Source organism: Cellulomonas sp. B6 (assembly GCF_001462455.1).
Classification (GTDB): domain Bacteria; phylum Actinomycetota; class Actinomycetes; order Actinomycetales; family Cellulomonadaceae; genus Cellulomonas.
Window position 1 is genome coordinate 12329 of the sequence record NZ_LNTD01000004.1, and the last position, 15432, is coordinate 27760.

A 15432-nucleotide genomic window follows, 5' to 3' on the forward strand; every position below is an offset into this window, starting at 1 on the left:
AGTTTGCCACGGACGTCACCCCCGCCGATACGCCACGTACGTCGCGAATCGGGCACGCCGGAAGCGCTGTCACCGGCGCGCCTGCGCGGCGTCACCCGACCGGTCGGCCTACGGTGCGGCGGTGCGCGCCGTCGTGGTCGACTCCCCCGGTGGTCCCGAGGCCCTGAGCCTCGTCGAGCTGCCGGACCCCGTGCCGGGCCCCGGCCAGCTGCTGCTCGACGTGGCCGCCGCGGGTGTGAACCGTGCTGACCTGCTGCAACGGGCCGGGCACTACCCGTCGCCGCCCGGCGCACCGCCGTGGCCGGGCCTCGAGGTCGCCGGCACCGTCGTGGCGGTCGGCCCGCCGCTCGCCGCGGACCGCGGGAGCACCGGGACGACCGGGACCGTCCCCGTGCCGGCCGTCGGCGACCACGTCGCGGCACTCCTCGCAGGCGGCGGTTACGCCGATCGGGTGACCGTGGACGCCACCCACGTCCTGCCGGTCGGGAGCACCGAGGACCTCGTCGACGCCGCAGGGCTCCCCGAGGCGCTCGCGACCCTGTGGTCGAACATGCGGGCGGCGCACCTCGCACCGGGCGAGACCGTGCTGGTCCAGGGCGGCTCGGGCGGCGTGGGCTCCGTCGCGGTGCAGGCCCTGCACGCGCTGGGTCACCGGGTGATCGCGACGGCGGGCGGCCCCGCGCGGTGCGCGCGCGTCGCGGACCTGGGCGCCGACGTCGTCGTCGACCACCGCGCGCAGGACCTGGCCGAGGTCGTGCAGGACGCGACGGACGGCCGGGGCGTCGACGTCGTGCTGGACGTGCTCGGCGGGCGCGCGCTGCGCGACAACGTGCGGCTGCTCGCCGAGGGCGGGCGGCTCGTCGTCATCGGGCTGCAGCAGGGCGCCCGCGGCGAGCTCGACCTGCCGTCGCTCATGGCACGCCGCGGCTCGGTGATCGCCACGACCCTGCGGGACCGGCCCGCGGCCGACAAGACGCGGATCGTCGCCGACGTGCACGAGCACCTGTGGCCGCTGGTGCGCGACGGCAGGGTCCGCCCGGTCGTGCAGGAGCGCGTGCCGCTGGCCGACGCCGGCCGCGCCCACACGATGCTCGAGGCGGGCGACGTCTTCGGCAAGCTGCTGCTGGTCCCCTGACCGGCGGCGCCCGGGGTCAGCCCAGCAGCCCCGCGGCGAGCGCCGGCGCGAGCACGGGCGTGAGCGGCAGCCGCGGGATCAACGTCGCCTGCACCGCGTGGTACAGGTCCGCCTTGCCGGCCCACACCGTGCGCGTCACGCGGTTGTCGGTGCCGAGCTCGTGCCACCACGACCCGCCGTCGCGGTCGATCACGTGCTCGCCGACGTACTCCCACCACTGCGTGTAGAGGTCGTCCCAGCGCGGGTCGCCGGTCGCGGCGTGCAGCGCCGCGACCGCGGCGACGGCCTCGGCGACGACCCAGTGCATGCGCTCGCGCACCACGGGGCGGCCCTGCCAGTCGACCGTGTAGACGAACCCCGGGGCGCCGTCGACGTGCCAGCCCTCGCGGACGCCCGCCTCGACCAGGGCCACCGCGTCGTCCAGCAGCCAGGCGGGGGCGACGTCGCCACGGGCGGTCAGCGCGGCGCGCGTGTGCAGCGCGAGCCGTGCCCACTCGAACCAGTGGCCGATCGTCGCGCCGTACGGGCGGAACGGGTGGGCCGGCGTGTCGGCGTTGTACCCGAGGTCCGGGGTCCAGGTCGCGTCGAAGTGCTCGGGGATGCGCCACGCGTTCCCGCGCGCGAAGCCGTGCACGACGCGCTCGACGATCCGCGCCGCGCGGTCGAGCCACACCCGCTCGCCGGTGACGTCGGCCGCCGCGAGGTACGCCTCGACCGTGTGCATGTTGGCGTTGACGCCGCGGTACGCGTCGAGGTCGGTGAACGTGCGGTCCCACTCCTCGACGACCATGCCCGCGGCGTCGTCCCAGAACCGCCGCTCCTGCACGGCGAGCGCCGCGTCCAGCAGCTCACGAGCACCGAGGCGGCCGGCGACGGTCGCGCTCGCGGCGGCCAGCACGACGAACGCGTGCGGGTACGCCGTCTTCGCCGTGTCGCGCGGCGAGCCGTCGGCGTCGACCTCGGCGAACCAGCCGCCGTGCTCGGCGTCGTGGAACGCACCGGTCAGCGCGGCGAGCCCGTGGTCGACCAGCGCGGCGGACCCGGGACGGCCCGTGAGGTGCGCGAGCGCGTACACGTGCGTCATGCGGCACGTGATCCACAGCTCGGCGGGGCCGGGCAGCGGGCGTCCGACGTCGTCGAGCCGGGCGAACCCCGTCGACGCGCGCGACGCGCGCCCGAAGTCCCACAGCCGGTCCGTCTCGCCCTCGAGCCAGCGCGCGTGCGCCGGTGTGCTGAGCCACGCCATGCCGGTCAGCGTAGTTGCGGGGATCGCGCGGCGGGGGCTGCGCGTGCCGTGCGTCTCCACCATGATGGGCCGGGTGAGCGACGGCGAGCAGCGCGACGACCGGACCACCGACGCGACGCGCCCGGGTCGGGTCCCCGACGGGCCGCGCGTCGTGGTGGTCCCGGCGGACGGCCCGGGGGCGGACGGCGGCACGCCCGCGGCGGCGCCGGACGGCACGCGTGACGGGGACGTCACGGGCATGGTCGAGCAGCCCGCCAAGGTCATGCGGATCGGCACGATGATCAAGCAGCTGCTCGACGAGGTGCGCTCGGCGCCGCTCGACGACGCGGCCCGCGCGCGGCTCGCGGAGATCCACGAGCGCTCGCTGCACGAGCTCGAGGAGGGCCTGTCCCCCGAGCTCGTCGCCGAGCTGCACCGCATCACGCTGCCGCTCGCGGAGGACTCGGCGCCGTCCGACGCCGAGCTGCGCATCGCGCAGGCCCAGCTGGTGGGCTGGCTCGAGGGCCTGTTCCACGGCATCCAGACGGCACTGGTCGCGCAGCAGATGGCGGCGCAGTCGCAGCTCACGCAGATGCGTCGCGCGCTGCCGCCCGGCGCCGGGGCCGGGCCGGGCGGGTTCGGGGCGTCGGCACCCCACGCCGGACCCGACGACCTGCGGCCGTCGACGGGGCAGTACCTCTGAGCGGTGCGCCGCGTCGGGGCCGACGTCGTCAGGCGGTCTCGGCCGGGGGCTCCCGCCGCTCGCGCGCGGTCAGCGCGATCGCGCCCGAGACGAGCACGAGGCCGACGAGCTCGAGCCCGTGCGGCAGCTGCCGCAGCACGACCGCGCCGACGACCGCGGCGGTCGCGGGCAGCAGCGCGAGCAGCACCGCGAACGTCGCGGCGCTCACGCGTCGCAGCACGACCTGCTCCAGCACGTAGGGCACGAGCGAGGAGCACACGGCGATGACGACGACGAGCAGCGCGAGCCGCGCGTCGTGCAGCACGGGGCCGGCGCCGCCCGCGAGGAACGGCGCGAGGACGAGCCCGCCGGCCGCCATCGCGACGGCGAGCCCGCTCGCACCGGGCGCCTCGGACCGCGCGACGCGCCGCCCGAGCAGGATGTACCCGGCCCAGCACGCCGCGGCCACGCCGATGGCGACCAGGCCCGTCGCCGCGCCGGGGCCGGTGTCGAGGCTGACACCGGCCAGCAGCACGACGCCGACCGCGGCCACGCCGATCGCCCCGCGCTCGCGCCACCCCGACCCGGTGACGGCCGCGACGGCCACGGGGCCGAGGAACTCCAGCGCGACGGCCGTGCCGAGCGGCAGCCGCTCGATCGCGACGTAGAACGCGACGTTCATGGTCGCCAGGACCACGCCGAACAGCGCGGTGACCGCCAGGCGGCGCGGCTCCCACAGGGCGCGCACGCGCCACGGGCGGCGCCACGCCAGCAGCAGGACCGCCGCGACCGCGACCCGCAGCCACGCGACCGTGCCGGCCGGCAGCACCGCGAACAGCCCGACCGCGACCGCCGCGCCGAGGTACTGCGTGAGCCCGGAGAGGACGAACAGCGCGGGGGCGGGCACGGCGCCAGGCTACGCGGCGCCGTGCCCGCCCCCGCGGGGCGCCCCGGTCAGCCCTTGACGGACCCCGCGAGCAGCCCGCGCACGAAGTACCGCTGCAGCGACAGGAACACCAGCGCCGGGACGATGATCGAGACGAACGCCCCCGCCGACAGCAGGAACCACTGCGAGCCGCGCGTGCCGGTGAGGTTGAACAGCGCCACGGTCATCGGCGCGACCTGGTTGGACGACCCCGCGAACGTCAGGGCCACCAGCAGGTCGTTCCACACCCACAGGAACTGGTAGATGCCGAACGCCGCGAGGGCCGGCTTGAGCAGCGGCAGCATGAGGCGGAAGAACACCGTGACGTGCCCGGCGCCGTCGACCCGTGCCGCCTCGATGAGCTCGCCCGGGATCTCCCGCATGAAGTTGTGCAGCAGGAAGACCGCGAGCGGGAGCCCGAACATGGTGTGCGAGATCCACACCGCCCAGAACGTGCCGGCGACGCCGATGTCGGCGTAGAGCGACAGCAGCGGGATGAGCGTGACCTGGATGGGCACGACCTGCAGCGCGAACACGGCGACGAACAGCGCGTCACGCCCGCGGAACTGCATCCACGCGAACGAGTACGCCGCGAGGGTCGCCAGGAAGATCGGCAGCACGACCGACGGGATCGTGATGACGACCGAGTTGATGATGAACGGCAGCAGCGACTGCGAGGAGTCGACCGCCATGACGGTCTGGTAGTTCTCGAGCGTGAAGTTCGGGCTAGTCAGGACGGTCCACCAGCCGGTGGCGTTGATGTCGGCCGCGGGGCGGAACGACGTGACGAGCAGCCCGAACGTCGGGATGGTCCACAGCACCGCGAGCACGACCGCGGCGAACGTGGCCCACGGCGACGTCAGACGCTTCTTCGTGGCCCGCAGGGTCGCGGCGACGTCGCCGCTCCCGGTGCGCGCACCGGCGCCGGCCGGGCCGACGACCTGGGGCGGGGGCGGGGTGGTGGTCATCGTGCCTCCGCTCGCCGCAGCTGCCGGACGTTGTAGACGATGATCGGGATCACCAGGATGAACAGCAGGACCGCGAGCGCGGCGCCCAGCCCCTGGTTCCCGGCCGTGAAGCTCTGCGTGTAGAACTCGTTCGCGACGACCGAGGTCCCGTAGAGGCCGCCGGTCATGGTGCGGACGATGTCGAACACCTTGAGGCACCCGATCGCGATGGTCGTGAGGACCACGACGAGGGTCGGGCGGATCGCGGGCACGGTGACGAACCGGAACATCTCCGAGGCGGTGACGCCGTCGAGCCGCGCGGCCTCGACGATCTCGCCGGGGATCGCCTTGATCGCGGCCGACAGGATCGTCATGGCGAAGCCGGCCTGGATCCAGATCATCACGACGATGAGGAACAGGTTGTTCCACGGCTGGTTCAGCAGGAACTGCTGGGGCGGCAGGCCGACCCACACGAGCAGCTGGTTGAGCAGGCCGATCTGCGCGGGGTTGTTGGCGACCGTGGGGTCGTAGAACCGGTACTCGTAGACGAACTTCCAGATGATCGAGGCGCCGACGAAGGAGATCGCCATGGGCAGGAAGATCAGCGCCTTGGCGGCCGCCTCGCCGCGGGCGCCGTTGACCCAGATCGCGTACAGCAGGCCGACGACCGTCGCGACGACGGGTGTGACGAGCACCCACAGCACGGTGTTGCGCAGCACCACGAGCTGGTCGGGCGAGCTGAAGACCGCCGTGTAGTTGGACAGGCCGATGAACGACGTGCCCGCCGCGTCGTACAGCGAGCGCACGACCGTGCGCCCCGCGGGGTACACGAGCCCGATGAGCAGCAGCACGACGGTCGGGCCGACGAAGAACCACGCGACGCGGCGGACGCCGCGCCGTTCCAGCAACGAGACGACCAGCAGGACCAGGCCGATCACCGCGGCGAACGCCACGAGCGCCAGCACCATCGCGACGAGCTTGTCGGCGACGTTCATCGAGCCTCCAGGGCAGGGGACCGTGGACGGGGTCGGGCCCGCGCGTGCGCGGCACCCGGTGGTGACGACCGGGCCGCTCCGCCTCGAGGAGGCGGGGCGGCCCGGTCGCGGACCGGACGGGCGGGTCGCTCAGGACCCGCGCGTCACGTCACCCGTCACGGCCAGGCGGCCTCGATCTTGTCGAGCGTCTCGGTCGTCGACTGCCCGGTGATCCACGCCGTGGCCTCGCGCCAGAACGCGCCGTTGCCGACGGCCGCGGGCATCTGGTCGGACCCGTCGAACCGGAACTCGGAGGCCGGGTCGAGCAGGATCTCGGCCGAGAGCTTGTCGATCGGGTTCACGAGGTTCGCGGTGTCGAGCCCCTTGTTGGCGGAGATCCAGCCGCCGTTCGTCTCGTCGGCCGACGCCTTGGCCTTGAGGTTCGCCCACGTGTCGGTGGACCAGAACTCGAGCAGCGCCTGCACCTCGGGACGGTCGGAGAACGCGGTGACGAACTCGCCGGCGCCCAGCACCGGCTTGGTCGAGGCGTCCTTGGCAGGCAGGTAGAACGCGAACACGTCGCCGTCCTCGGCGATGTTCGTGCCCTCGGGGAAGTTGGCGGCGTAGAACGACGCCTGGCGGTGCAGCGAGCACTGGTTCTGCAGGATCGGCAGGCCGCCGTCCTGGAAGGCCGTGGTCGCGATCGTCGAGACGTCGCCGAAGCCGCCGTTCACGTTGGCGGGGTCCTTGAGGTACTCCCCGACCATGTCGAGGGCCTCGGTCGGCACCTCGGAGTTGAACGCGATCTCGTGCTTGACCCACTGGTCGTACACGTCGCCGCCGCCGACGCGCAGGACGAAGTCCTCCATCCAGTCGGTGAGCGGCCAGCCGGTGGCCTCGCCCGACGCGATGCCCGCGCACCACGGCTTGTTGTTGCCGTCGGACGCGATCTTCTCGGTCAGCGTCTTGAGCTCGTCGAGGGTCGTCGGGACCTCGTAGCCGTTGTCCTCGAACTGCTTCGGCGAGTACCAGACCAGCGACTTCACGCTCGCGCCCGACGGTGCGGCGTAGAAGGTCCCGTCGATCGAGCCGAGCTCCTTCCACGACGGGTCCCAGAACTCGTCGACGTTCTTGGCGACGCCGTCGGGCGCCGCGACCACCGTGCCCGTCGCGACGAGCTGGGCGAGCAGGCCCGGCTGCGGCACGATCGCGATGTCGGGCGTGTTGCCCGCCTGCGCGCGGACCAGGATCTGCTGCTCGAACTGCTTGTCGGCCTGGTAGTCGACCTTCGCGCCCGTGCACTCCTCGAACGGCTTGAAGGACGTGATGTAGGGCGTGTCCTCGGGCGCGACGATCCCGGCGTAGACCGTGATCGTCTTGCCGCTGAGGTCGCCGTACTGCTTGTAGTCGGCGCAGTCGACGGAACCGCCGGCCGCGCCTCCGGACGTCCCGGTGCCACCCGGGGTCCCGCCCTCGCCCGTGCTGCAGGCCGCGAGCGCGAGCGCTGCGACCGTCCCGGCGACCAGTGCGCCGGCACGCCTGTTGATGTGCCTCATCGATCCCCCACAACGTCGTCGTCCTGTCGATAACCGGCGCCACGACACAACGCCGTCCCGGCTCGTGTCGCAAGCAGGACAGCGCTCGATTCGGTCACGATTCGGTCACACCGACCAGGACGCACACGGGAATGCGCTCACCTGGGACCTGGTACCCACGCCCCCCGCGCCCCGTCGTGCAGTCCGCGGCCGCACCGCCGCGGGTCGCGCGCCGCGCGTCAGCGCAGCACGCGCCGGAGGACCTCGACCGCGCCGTCGTCCTCGATGGTGCCCGTGACCTCGTCCGCCGCAGCCCGCACGGCCTCGCTCGCGTGACCCATCGCGACGCCGCACGCGGCCCAGCGCAGCATCTCGGCGTCGTTCTCGCCGTCGCCCAGCGCGAGCGTCTCGTACGGCTCGACGCCGAGCTCACGACGCACGTCCTCGAGCGCGCTCGCCTTCGTCACGCCGCCCGGCGTGAGGTCGAGCCACGCCGACCAGCCGACCGCGTACGTGACCTCGCGCAGCCCGACCCGCTCGACGAGCGCGTGGAACTCCTCGGGCGTGCTGTCGGGCGCCCGCACCACGACGCGCGTCGCCGGTGCCGACGCGAGCTCCTCGAGCGTCGCGACCGTCTGCTCCCCCGTGAGCTCGTTCTGCGGGAACGGCTGCGACACCAGGAACCCGACGCCGAGGTCCTCGACCGCGAACAGCGCGTCCGGCAGCTCCAGCGCGAGCGTCCGCAACGCCGGTCCGGGGTCGAACGTCACGGTGCGCACCAGCGCGTACCCGTCCGGCTCGTCGGGATCGAGGCGCGCCGTCACCGCGCCGTTCGACGCGACCACGTACCCGGACGTCAGGCCCAGGTCCGCGGCGACACGCGTCGCCGAGTGCACCGCGCGCCCCGTCGCGACCACCACGTGCACGCCCGCGTCGACGAGCGCCGCGACGCCCGCGCGGACGTCCGCGGAGATCACGCCGTCGTAGGACATGAGCGTGCCGTCGACGTCGAGCGCGACGAGGCGCGTGCGGCTCACCGGACCGGCTCCAGCACCTCGAGGCCACCCAGGTACGGCCGCAGGCCCTCCGGCACGCGCACCGAGCCGTCGGCCTGCTGGTGGTTCTCCAGCAGCGCGACGATCCAACGCGTCGTGGCGAGCGTGCCGTTGAGCGTCGCGACCGTGCGCGTGCCGTCCTCGGTGCGCTCGCGCACCCCCAGCCGGCGGGCCTGGAACGTCGTGCAGTTCGACGTCGACGTCAGCTCGAGCCAGCGCTGCTGGCTCGGCAGCCACGCCTCGCAGTCGAACTTGCGCGCCGCGCTGCTGCCCAGGTCGCCCGCCGCGGTGTCGATCACGCGGTACGGGAGCTCGGCGAGCGCGAGCATCTCCTTCTCCCACGCGAGGATCCGCCGGTGCTCGTCCGCCGCGTCCTCCGGGCGCGCCCACACGAACGCCTCGACCTTGTGGAACTGGTGCACGCGGATGATGCCGCGCGTGTCCTTGCCGTACGACCCGGCCTCGCGGCGGTAGCACGCGCTCCACCCGGCGTACCGCAGCGGACCGTCCGACAGGTCGACGATCTCGCCCGCGTGGAAGCCCGCGAGCGCGACCTCGCTCGTGCCGACCAGGTACAGGTCGTCGGCCTCGAGCCGGTAGATCTCGTCGGCGTGCGCGCCCAGGAACCCGGTGCCCGCCATGATCTCCGGCTTCACGAGGGTCGGCGTGATCGTCAGCGTGAAGCCGTTGCGCGTCGCGAGGTCCACGGCCGCGTTGAGCAGCGCGAGCTCCAGGCGCGCGCCGATGCCGGTGAGGAAGTAGAACCGCGAGCCCGAGACCTTGGCGCCGCGCTCGGTGTCGATCGCGCGCAGGCCCTCGCCCAGGTCCAGGTGGTCCTTCACGACGAAGTCCGGCCCGTACTCGGCCGCGAGGTCGCGCGGCGTGCCGACCTGCTCGAGCACGACGTAGTCGTCCTCGCCGCCCGCGGGCACGCCCTCCTCGACGACGTTGCCGATGCGCCGCGCGAGCTCGGTCGCACGCTCCTCGGCCGCGGCCGCGTCGGCCTGCAGCGCCTTGACCCGCGCCGCGAGGTCCTTGGTGTGCGCGAGCAGCGCCTGCTTCTCGTCGCCGGACGCCTGCGCGACCCGCTTGCCGAGGGACTTCTGCTCGGCGCGCAGCGTCTCGAACTCGGTGAGCGCGGAGCGACGACGCGCGTCCGCGTCGAGCACCTCGTCGACGAGGTGGGGGTCCTCGCCACGCGTCACCTGGCTGGCACGCACGACGTCCGGGTCCTGGCGCAGGAGCTGCAGATCGATCACCCCCCGACCCTACCGACCCGGCCGCGGGGACCGCCCACGGACGCCCCGCGGCGGCGTGCCGGGCACCGGCCGGGCGCACGTCGCGCGTCCCGCCCTGCGCGGGAGCCCGCGCGGCCGTAGATTCCGGGCATGTCATGGGTGGATTGGGTGGCGCTGGCCGCCGCTGTGCTGGCCCTCGTGGCCGTCGGGCTGGGGCTGTGGGTCTACCGCCAGCAGGGCCGCCTGCGTGCGCAGCTGGCACCGGACGCCGCCGCGGGGACGTCCGCCGCGCCGTCGCAGCGCGGCCAGCTCGTCGCGTTCGTCGCCAACCCCTCGAAGCCCGACGTGACGTCGCTGCGCGCGGCCGTCCGCAAGGCCGCGAGCGAGCAGTACCTGCCCGAGCCGCTGTGGTTCGAGACGACCGTCGAGGACCCGGGCGTCGGGCAGGCGCGCGAGGCGGTGGCGGCCGGTGCCGACCTCGTCGTCGCGGTCGGCGGCGACGGCACGGTGCGCGCGGTCGCGGAGGCGCTCGCGGGCACCGACGTGCCGATGGGCCTCATGCCGCTGGGCACCGGCAACCTGCTCGCGCGCAACCTCGACGTGCCGCTCAACGACCCGATCGGCGCGATGCAGCTCGCGGTCGACGGGCAGGACAAGCGCATCGACGTGGGCTGGCTGCGGGTCCTCAAGCACGAGTCCGAGATGGACGACGACGTCGCCGAGGCCGCGGACGACGAGCCCGCCGACACCGACGAGCCGCGCGACCACATCTTCCTCGTCATCGCCGGGCTCGGGTTCGACGCCGCGATGGTCGCCGACGCTGACGACCAGCTCAAGGCACGCATGGGCTGGATCGCCTACTTCGTCGCGGGGGTCAAGCACCTGCACGGCCGCCGGCTGCGCGTCCGGCTCGCGCTCGACGGCAGGCCCGCGCAGCAGGTGCGGCTGCGCAGCCTGCTCATCGGCAACTGCGGGCGCCTGCCCGGCGGCATCACGCTGCTGCCCGACGCGGTGCTCGACGACGGCGTGCTCGACGTCGCCGTGATCGACACGCGTGCCGGCATCGCCGGCTGGGCGCAGCTGCTCGGCGAGGTCGTGCTGCAGGGCGTCGGCGTGCGCAACGAGCTGCCCAACAAGATCGGCCGCATCGACCACGCCCGCGCGCGCGAGCTGCACATCGAGGTCGCGGGCGGCGAGCACGTGCAGGTCGACGGCGACATCGTGGGCCGCGCGCGCGAGGTCGCCGCACGCGTCGACCCCGGCGCGCTCGTCGTGCGCGTCGCGCGCTGAGCCGCGCCCGGCACGGGCGCCGGCGCGAGCACGACGCCCCGGACGTCGCGCGTCAGGTCGCGTCGCCCGCCCGCAGCCGCGACAGCCAGCGCCGCGCCTCGACGAAGTCGGCGTCCGCCGTGCCCACGTGCACCAGCGGTGCGACCGCGTCCGCGCGCGGGTAGGACCCGAGGAACCGCACGTACGGGCAGCGCCGGTGCAGCCCCATCAGCACCTCGCCCATGCGCTCGTCCGTGACGTGCCCCTCGGCGTCGATCGAGAACGAGTACCGACCCAGCGCGTCGCCGATCGGGCGCGACTCGATGCGCGAGAGGTTGACGCCGCGCGCCGCGAACTGCTCGAGCATCGCGAGCAGCGCACCCGCCTCGTTGTCGGGCAGGTGCACCACGAGCGTCGTCTTGTCCGCGCCCGTGGGCGCCGGCACCTCGCCCGGCGGGCCCACGACCACGAACCGCGTGAGCGCCGACGGGTTGTCCGCGACGCGCTCGGCCAGCGGTGCGAGCCCGTACGTCGCGACCGCCGCGGGCGGGACGAGCGCCGCGTCGAACGCGAGCCCCCGGGCCGCGTCCGGGTCCCCCGACGCGAGCGCGTCGGACAGCAGCGCCGCAGGCGCGGTGTTGCTGGTCGCGGGCACGTGCACCGCGTCCGGGACGTGCGCCGCGAGCCACCGGCGGCACTGCACCCACGCGTGCGGGTGCGCCGACACGCGCCGGACCTCCGCGAGACGCGTGCCCGGCGCCGCGACCAGCGTGAACTGCACGGGCACCAGCACCTCGCGCAGCAGGACGAGCGGCGTCCCCGTCGCGAGCGAGTCGAGCGTCGCGGTCACGCCGCCCTCGGCCGTCGACTCGATCGCGACCACCGCACGGTCCGCCTCACCCGCGCGCACCGCCGCGATCGCCGAGCCCACGTCGGTCTGCGGGAGGTACACCGCGTCGTCGCTCGACGCGACCTGCCGCAGCGCCTCCTCCGTGAACGTCCCCGCCGGCCCGAGGTACGCGTAGCGCAGCGCCGTCATGCCCACTCCCTCCGCACGTCGTCCCGCCGTGGCTCGCGTGCGGCCGACCTGTGCGTGCGCCGCGAGGGCTTCGCGTCCGCTCGGTGCGCGGCCGCGTCCCCGGCGCCGCCGAGCCTAGTGCCCGCACGTACGCTGGGGCGGTGCCCCGGACCCTCCGCGCGCTGACCGCTGCCCTCGTCACCGGCCTCGCCGTCCTCGTCGGCGCCCCCGCGCACGCCGCCGAGCCGGACGCCGCACCCGGGCCCGTCGTGCTCGTCGGCGTCACCGGGCTGCGCTGGGACGACATCGGCTCCCTGACCACCCCCGCCCTGTGGGGCCTGTCCCGTGAGGGCTCGGTCGGCACCGTCACGACGCGCTCCGTGCGCTCGCGCGCTTGCCCCGCCGACGGGTGGCTCGCCGTGTCGGCCGGCAACCGCGCCGCCGACCTCCCCGCCGAGGACGGCACGTGCCGCACGCTGCGCGACCCCGGCGAGTCCGGCCAGGTGCCCGGGTGGGACGACTACCGCGCCGCCGCCGCGGGCGAGTCGTACCGCGCCCGGCTCGGCCTGCTGGGGGACGAGCTCCAGCGGTCCGGCACCGTCGCGACGGGCATCGGCCCGGGCGCGGCGATCGCGCTCGCCGGGACCGACGGCGTGCCCGTCGGCACGCACCTGCGCATGCCCGAGCAGGCACGCGACCTGCAGCGCGCGGTCCGCGACGCCTCGGCCACCTCCGGGCTGATCGTCGTCGACGCGGGCGTCGTCCGGGACCCGGGCTGGGCGACCGCGGCGCGGCCCAGCACCCCCACGCCCACCGTCACGCCCGGCGAGGAGGAGGAGGACCCCGGCCTCGGCCTCGGCGGCTCCCAGGAGCTCCCCGGGTCCGAGTCGATCGTCGAGCCGACGCGCGCGCAGCAGGCCGTCACGATCGACGCGCACGTCGACGCCGTGCTCGACGGCCTGCGGGGGCGTGACGCGACCGTGCTCGTCGTCTCGCTCGCCGACTCCGGTCGCGTCGCGCTGCAGCTCGTCGCCGCCACCGGGCCCCGCGCGAGCGGCGACGCGTACGGCGCGAGCCTGCTGACCTCCGGCTCGACCCGGCAGCCCGGACTCGTGCAGACCGTCGACGTCACCCCGACCGTCCTGTCGCTGCTGGGCCTGCCGGACGTCACGACGATCCCGGGAGCGACCGTCGTGCCCACGCCCGGCCCCGACACCGGCGGCGCGCGCGTCGCACGCGTGCTCGACATCCAGGAGGAGGCCAGCGCGATCACCCGGGTGCACGGCGCGTTCTCGGCCCGCATGGTGCTCAGCCAGGCCGCGCTGTTCATCGTCGCCGCGATCGTCCTGCTCGTGCGCGGCCGCACCGACCGCGCACCGCTGCGACCCGCGCTGCGGGTGCTGCAGGTCGCGGCGCTCGCGCTGGGCGCCGCACCCGTCGCGTCGTTCCTCGCCGGGACCGTGCCCTGGTGGCGCTCCGACCGGCCCGCGACCGCGTTCTGGGCGGTCGTCGTCGGCTGGATCGCCGTGGTCACCGTCGTCGCGCTCGCCGGCCCGTGGCGGCGCCACGTGCTCGGCCCCGCCGGCGTCGTCGCGGCGGTCACGGTCGGCGTCATCCTCGTCGACGCCGTCACGGGGTCGAACCTGCTGGTGGACTCGCCGCTCGGCGCGCACCGGATCCTCGCGGCGCGGTTCTACGGCATGAGCAACCAGGCCTTCGCGCTGGTCCTGGCCGCGGGCGTGCTCGTCGCGGTCGTCGCCGCCGACGCCCTGCTGCGCCGTGGGCACCGCCGCGCCGCCGTGGCCGCCGTCGCCGGGATCGGGCTGGCGATCGTCGTGGTGAACGGCTCGCCGTCCTGGGGCGCCGACTTCGGCGGCCCGCCCGCGCTGCTCGTCGCGTTCGCGATGCTCGCGGTCGCCGTGAGCGGGCGGCGCGTGTCCTGGCGGACCGTGCTCGTCGTGTGCGCGGTCGGCGCCGCCGTCGTGCTCGGGTTCGCCTACCTCGACTGGCTGCGGCCGGCCGCCGAGCGCACGCACGTCGGTCGGTTCCTCGACACCGTGCTCGACGGCGGGCTGTGGGACGTCGTCTGGCGCAAGCTGTCGGTCAACCTGCGGGTCCTGACGTCGTGGCGCTACCTGGTGCTGGCCATCGGCGGGGTCGCCCTCGTGCTGCTGGTGCTGGTCGGGCCCCGGCCCCGGCGCGGCGCGCTCATGGGTGAGGGCTCACCCCTCGCCGGGCTGCAGCGCGCGGTGCCGCTGCTGCGCCCCGCGGTCGCCGCGACCGGCGTCGCGCTCACGGTCGGCTTCCTCATGAACGACTCGGGGATCATCGTCCCGGCGATGGGCATCGCGGTCGCGGTGCCGTGCCTCGTGGCCGCAGCCGCGCAGTGGCGTCTCGACGCGCGCGACGACGACGAGGCGATCGCCGCCGGGCCCGGTCGGGACCCGGACGCGGCGGTCAGCGACCGGCCGGACGCTCCCGCGGGGTCGTCGCCCGCCTGAGACCGCCCACCGCGGCGCGCGCGCGGCGCGCGTTCACGGCGATCTGCACGTCGCGGTACTGCGCCGCGCGGTGCAGCTGACCCTTGAGGTCGGAGCCCGAGGGGCGGTGCCGCAGCTCGCACGGCACCTCCAGCACGCGGAACCCCTGCCGCAGCAGGTCGATCGTCATGCCGGTCTCGACGCCCCAGCCCCGCGCGAGCGGGGTCGCGGCCTCGAACGCCTCACGGGTCAGGCAGCGCATGCCCGACAGCGGCTGCGTGGGGGTCCAGCCCGTCATCGACGCGATCGCGCGGCGCGCCGCGCCGACGACGATGCCGCGCCCGCCCGCGCCGGGCTGCGGCGGCAGCAGCGCGATCGTCAGGTCGGCGACGCCCTCGAGCACCGGCGGCACGAGCGGGGCCGTGTTGACGGCCGTCTCGGCGAGGTCGCCGTCGATGAACAGCAGGTGCCGCGGCGCGCGGTCCGGAGCGTCGCGCATCGCGACGACCGCGGCGCCCGTCTCCATCGCGGCGGCCTTGCCGCGGTTGTGCGAGTGCCGCACGACGACCGCACCGGCCTCGCGCGCGACGTGCTGCGTGTTGTCCTCCGAGCCGTCGTCGACCACGAGCACGAGGTCCACGTACGGGATGGCACGCGCGGCGCGGACGGTCGCGGCGATGCGGCGCGACTCGTCCTTCGCGGGGATGATCACCGCCACGCGCTGCCGCGGCGCGCGAGCCCCGCGCGGTGCGGACGCGCGGCGCTCCGCCGTCGGGGGGGTCGCGGTCGCGTCGTCGGTCGCGTCGGCCCCCGGTCGGACGCCCTCGCTCCCCGTGCCAGTCACGGGCACCACCCTAGCGAGCGCCGGCGGGTGGTCGCCTCACGAGCGACGGGGCCGGGCGCGCGCTGCGCCCCCGACCCCGTCCGCGACCTGCCTGCGTGCCGTCGC

At 75.0% G+C, this 15432-nt stretch carries 13 protein-coding genes; 4 read left to right on the forward strand and 9 right to left on the reverse strand.

What is annotated here, in order from left to right; translation table 11 throughout:
• The first annotated feature begins 121 nt into the window (after positions 1–121).
• Positions 122–1135 (forward strand): NAD(P)H-quinone oxidoreductase, encoded by a 1014-nt coding sequence (locus tag ATM99_RS00210; protein ID WP_062100951.1) that lies wholly within the window; start codon positions 122–124, stop codon positions 1133–1135.
• Positions 1136–1151: 16 nt separating this feature from the next.
• On the opposite strand, the gene ATM99_RS00215 is transcribed toward ATM99_RS00210, so the two are convergent.
• Entirely contained in the window at positions 1152–2381 is a 1230-nt protein-coding gene (locus tag ATM99_RS00215; protein ID WP_062100989.1) for an AGE family epimerase/isomerase, read from the reverse strand.
• A gap of 64 nt (positions 2382–2445) precedes the next feature.
• Here ATM99_RS00215 and ATM99_RS00220 point away from each other — a divergent pair, with 64 nt between their 5' ends.
• Positions 2446–3063 (forward strand): bacterial proteasome activator family protein, encoded by a 618-nt coding sequence (locus tag ATM99_RS00220; protein WP_190278737.1) that lies wholly within the window; start codon positions 2446–2448, stop codon positions 3061–3063.
• A 28-nt stretch (positions 3064–3091) separates the two neighbouring features.
• Here ATM99_RS00220 and ATM99_RS00225 read toward each other — a convergent pair whose 3' ends face one another.
• The 6 genes from ATM99_RS00225 to serS form a co-directional block, all read right to left on the reverse strand.
• Entirely contained in the window at positions 3092–3949 is an 858-nt protein-coding gene (locus ATM99_RS00225; protein ID WP_062100952.1) for a DMT family transporter, read from the reverse strand.
• 47 nt (positions 3950–3996) lie between these two features.
• A complete protein-coding gene (locus tag ATM99_RS00230; RefSeq protein ID WP_062100953.1) occupies positions 3997–4935 on the reverse strand; it encodes a carbohydrate ABC transporter permease in 939 nt (312 codons plus the stop codon).
• Positions 4932–5909, reverse strand: coding sequence for a carbohydrate ABC transporter permease (locus tag ATM99_RS00235; protein ID WP_062100954.1), 978 nt, complete (start codon positions 5907–5909; stop codon positions 4932–4934). The genes ATM99_RS00230 and ATM99_RS00235 overlap by 4 nt, the downstream gene beginning before the upstream one ends.
• A 155-nt stretch (positions 5910–6064) precedes the next feature.
• On the reverse strand, positions 6065–7444 hold the full coding sequence (locus ATM99_RS00240; protein WP_062100955.1) for an ABC transporter substrate-binding protein: 1380 nt from the start codon (positions 7442–7444) through the stop codon (positions 6065–6067).
• A gap of 218 nt (positions 7445–7662) precedes the next feature.
• The gene (locus ATM99_RS00245) at positions 7663–8460 is read right to left on the reverse strand and encodes an HAD family hydrolase (RefSeq protein ID WP_062100956.1); all 798 of its coding nucleotides are present in this window, start codon (positions 8458–8460) and stop codon (positions 7663–7665) included.
• Positions 8457–9737 (reverse strand): serine--tRNA ligase, encoded by a 1281-nt coding sequence (serS, locus tag ATM99_RS00250; protein ID WP_062100957.1) that lies wholly within the window; start codon positions 9735–9737, stop codon positions 8457–8459. The genes ATM99_RS00245 and serS overlap by 4 nt, the downstream gene beginning before the upstream one ends.
• Positions 9738–9866: 129 nt before the next feature.
• On the opposite strand from serS, the gene ATM99_RS00255 reads away from it, so the two are divergent.
• Entirely contained in the window at positions 9867–11006 is a 1140-nt protein-coding gene (locus ATM99_RS00255) for a diacylglycerol kinase family protein (protein WP_062100958.1), read from the forward strand.
• 52 nt (positions 11007–11058) lie between these two features.
• On the opposite strand, the gene pheA is transcribed toward ATM99_RS00255, so the two are convergent.
• Positions 11059–12024, reverse strand: a complete 966-nt coding sequence (gene pheA, locus ATM99_RS00260; RefSeq protein WP_062100991.1) for a prephenate dehydratase — start codon at positions 12022–12024, stop codon at positions 11059–11061.
• A gap of 140 nt (positions 12025–12164) precedes the next feature.
• Between pheA and ATM99_RS00265 the strand changes: the two genes are divergently transcribed.
• Positions 12165–14504 carry a hypothetical protein gene (locus ATM99_RS00265; protein ID WP_082659086.1) on the forward strand — a complete coding sequence of 780 codons (2340 nt, stop codon included), beginning with the start codon at positions 12165–12167 and terminating at the stop codon, positions 14502–14504.
• Here the strand turns inward: ATM99_RS00265 and ATM99_RS00270 are convergent.
• On the reverse strand, positions 14461–15327 hold the full coding sequence (locus ATM99_RS00270; RefSeq protein ID WP_062100992.1) for a glycosyltransferase family 2 protein: 867 nt from the start codon (positions 15325–15327) through the stop codon (positions 14461–14463). The genes ATM99_RS00265 and ATM99_RS00270 overlap by 44 nt on opposite strands.
• Between the last annotated feature and the right edge of the window lie 105 nt (positions 15328–15432).

Bases quoted from the DNA above. Each gene is read 5' to 3' on its own strand.
- ATM99_RS00220 (WP_190278737.1), top strand. From the start codon at position 2,446: ATGGGCCGGGTGAGCGACGGCGAGCAGCGCGACGACCGGACCACCGAC.
- ATM99_RS00235 (WP_062100954.1), bottom strand. From the start codon at position 5,909: ATGAACGTCGCCGACAAGCTCGTCGCGATGGTGCTGGCGCTCGTGGCG.
- ATM99_RS00215 (WP_062100989.1), bottom strand. From the start codon at position 2,381: ATGGCGTGGCTCAGCACACCGGCGCACGCGCGCTGGCTCGAGGGCGAG.
- pheA (WP_062100991.1), bottom strand. From the start codon at position 12,024: ATGACGGCGCTGCGCTACGCGTACCTCGGGCCGGCGGGGACGTTCACG.
- ATM99_RS00230 (WP_062100953.1), bottom strand. From the start codon at position 4,935: ATGACCACCACCCCGCCCCCGCCCCAGGTCGTCGGCCCGGCCGGCGCC.
- ATM99_RS00255 (WP_062100958.1), top strand. From the start codon at position 9,867: ATGTCATGGGTGGATTGGGTGGCGCTGGCCGCCGCTGTGCTGGCCCTC.
- ATM99_RS00240 (WP_062100955.1), bottom strand. From the start codon at position 7,444: ATGAGGCACATCAACAGGCGTGCCGGCGCACTGGTCGCCGGGACGGTC.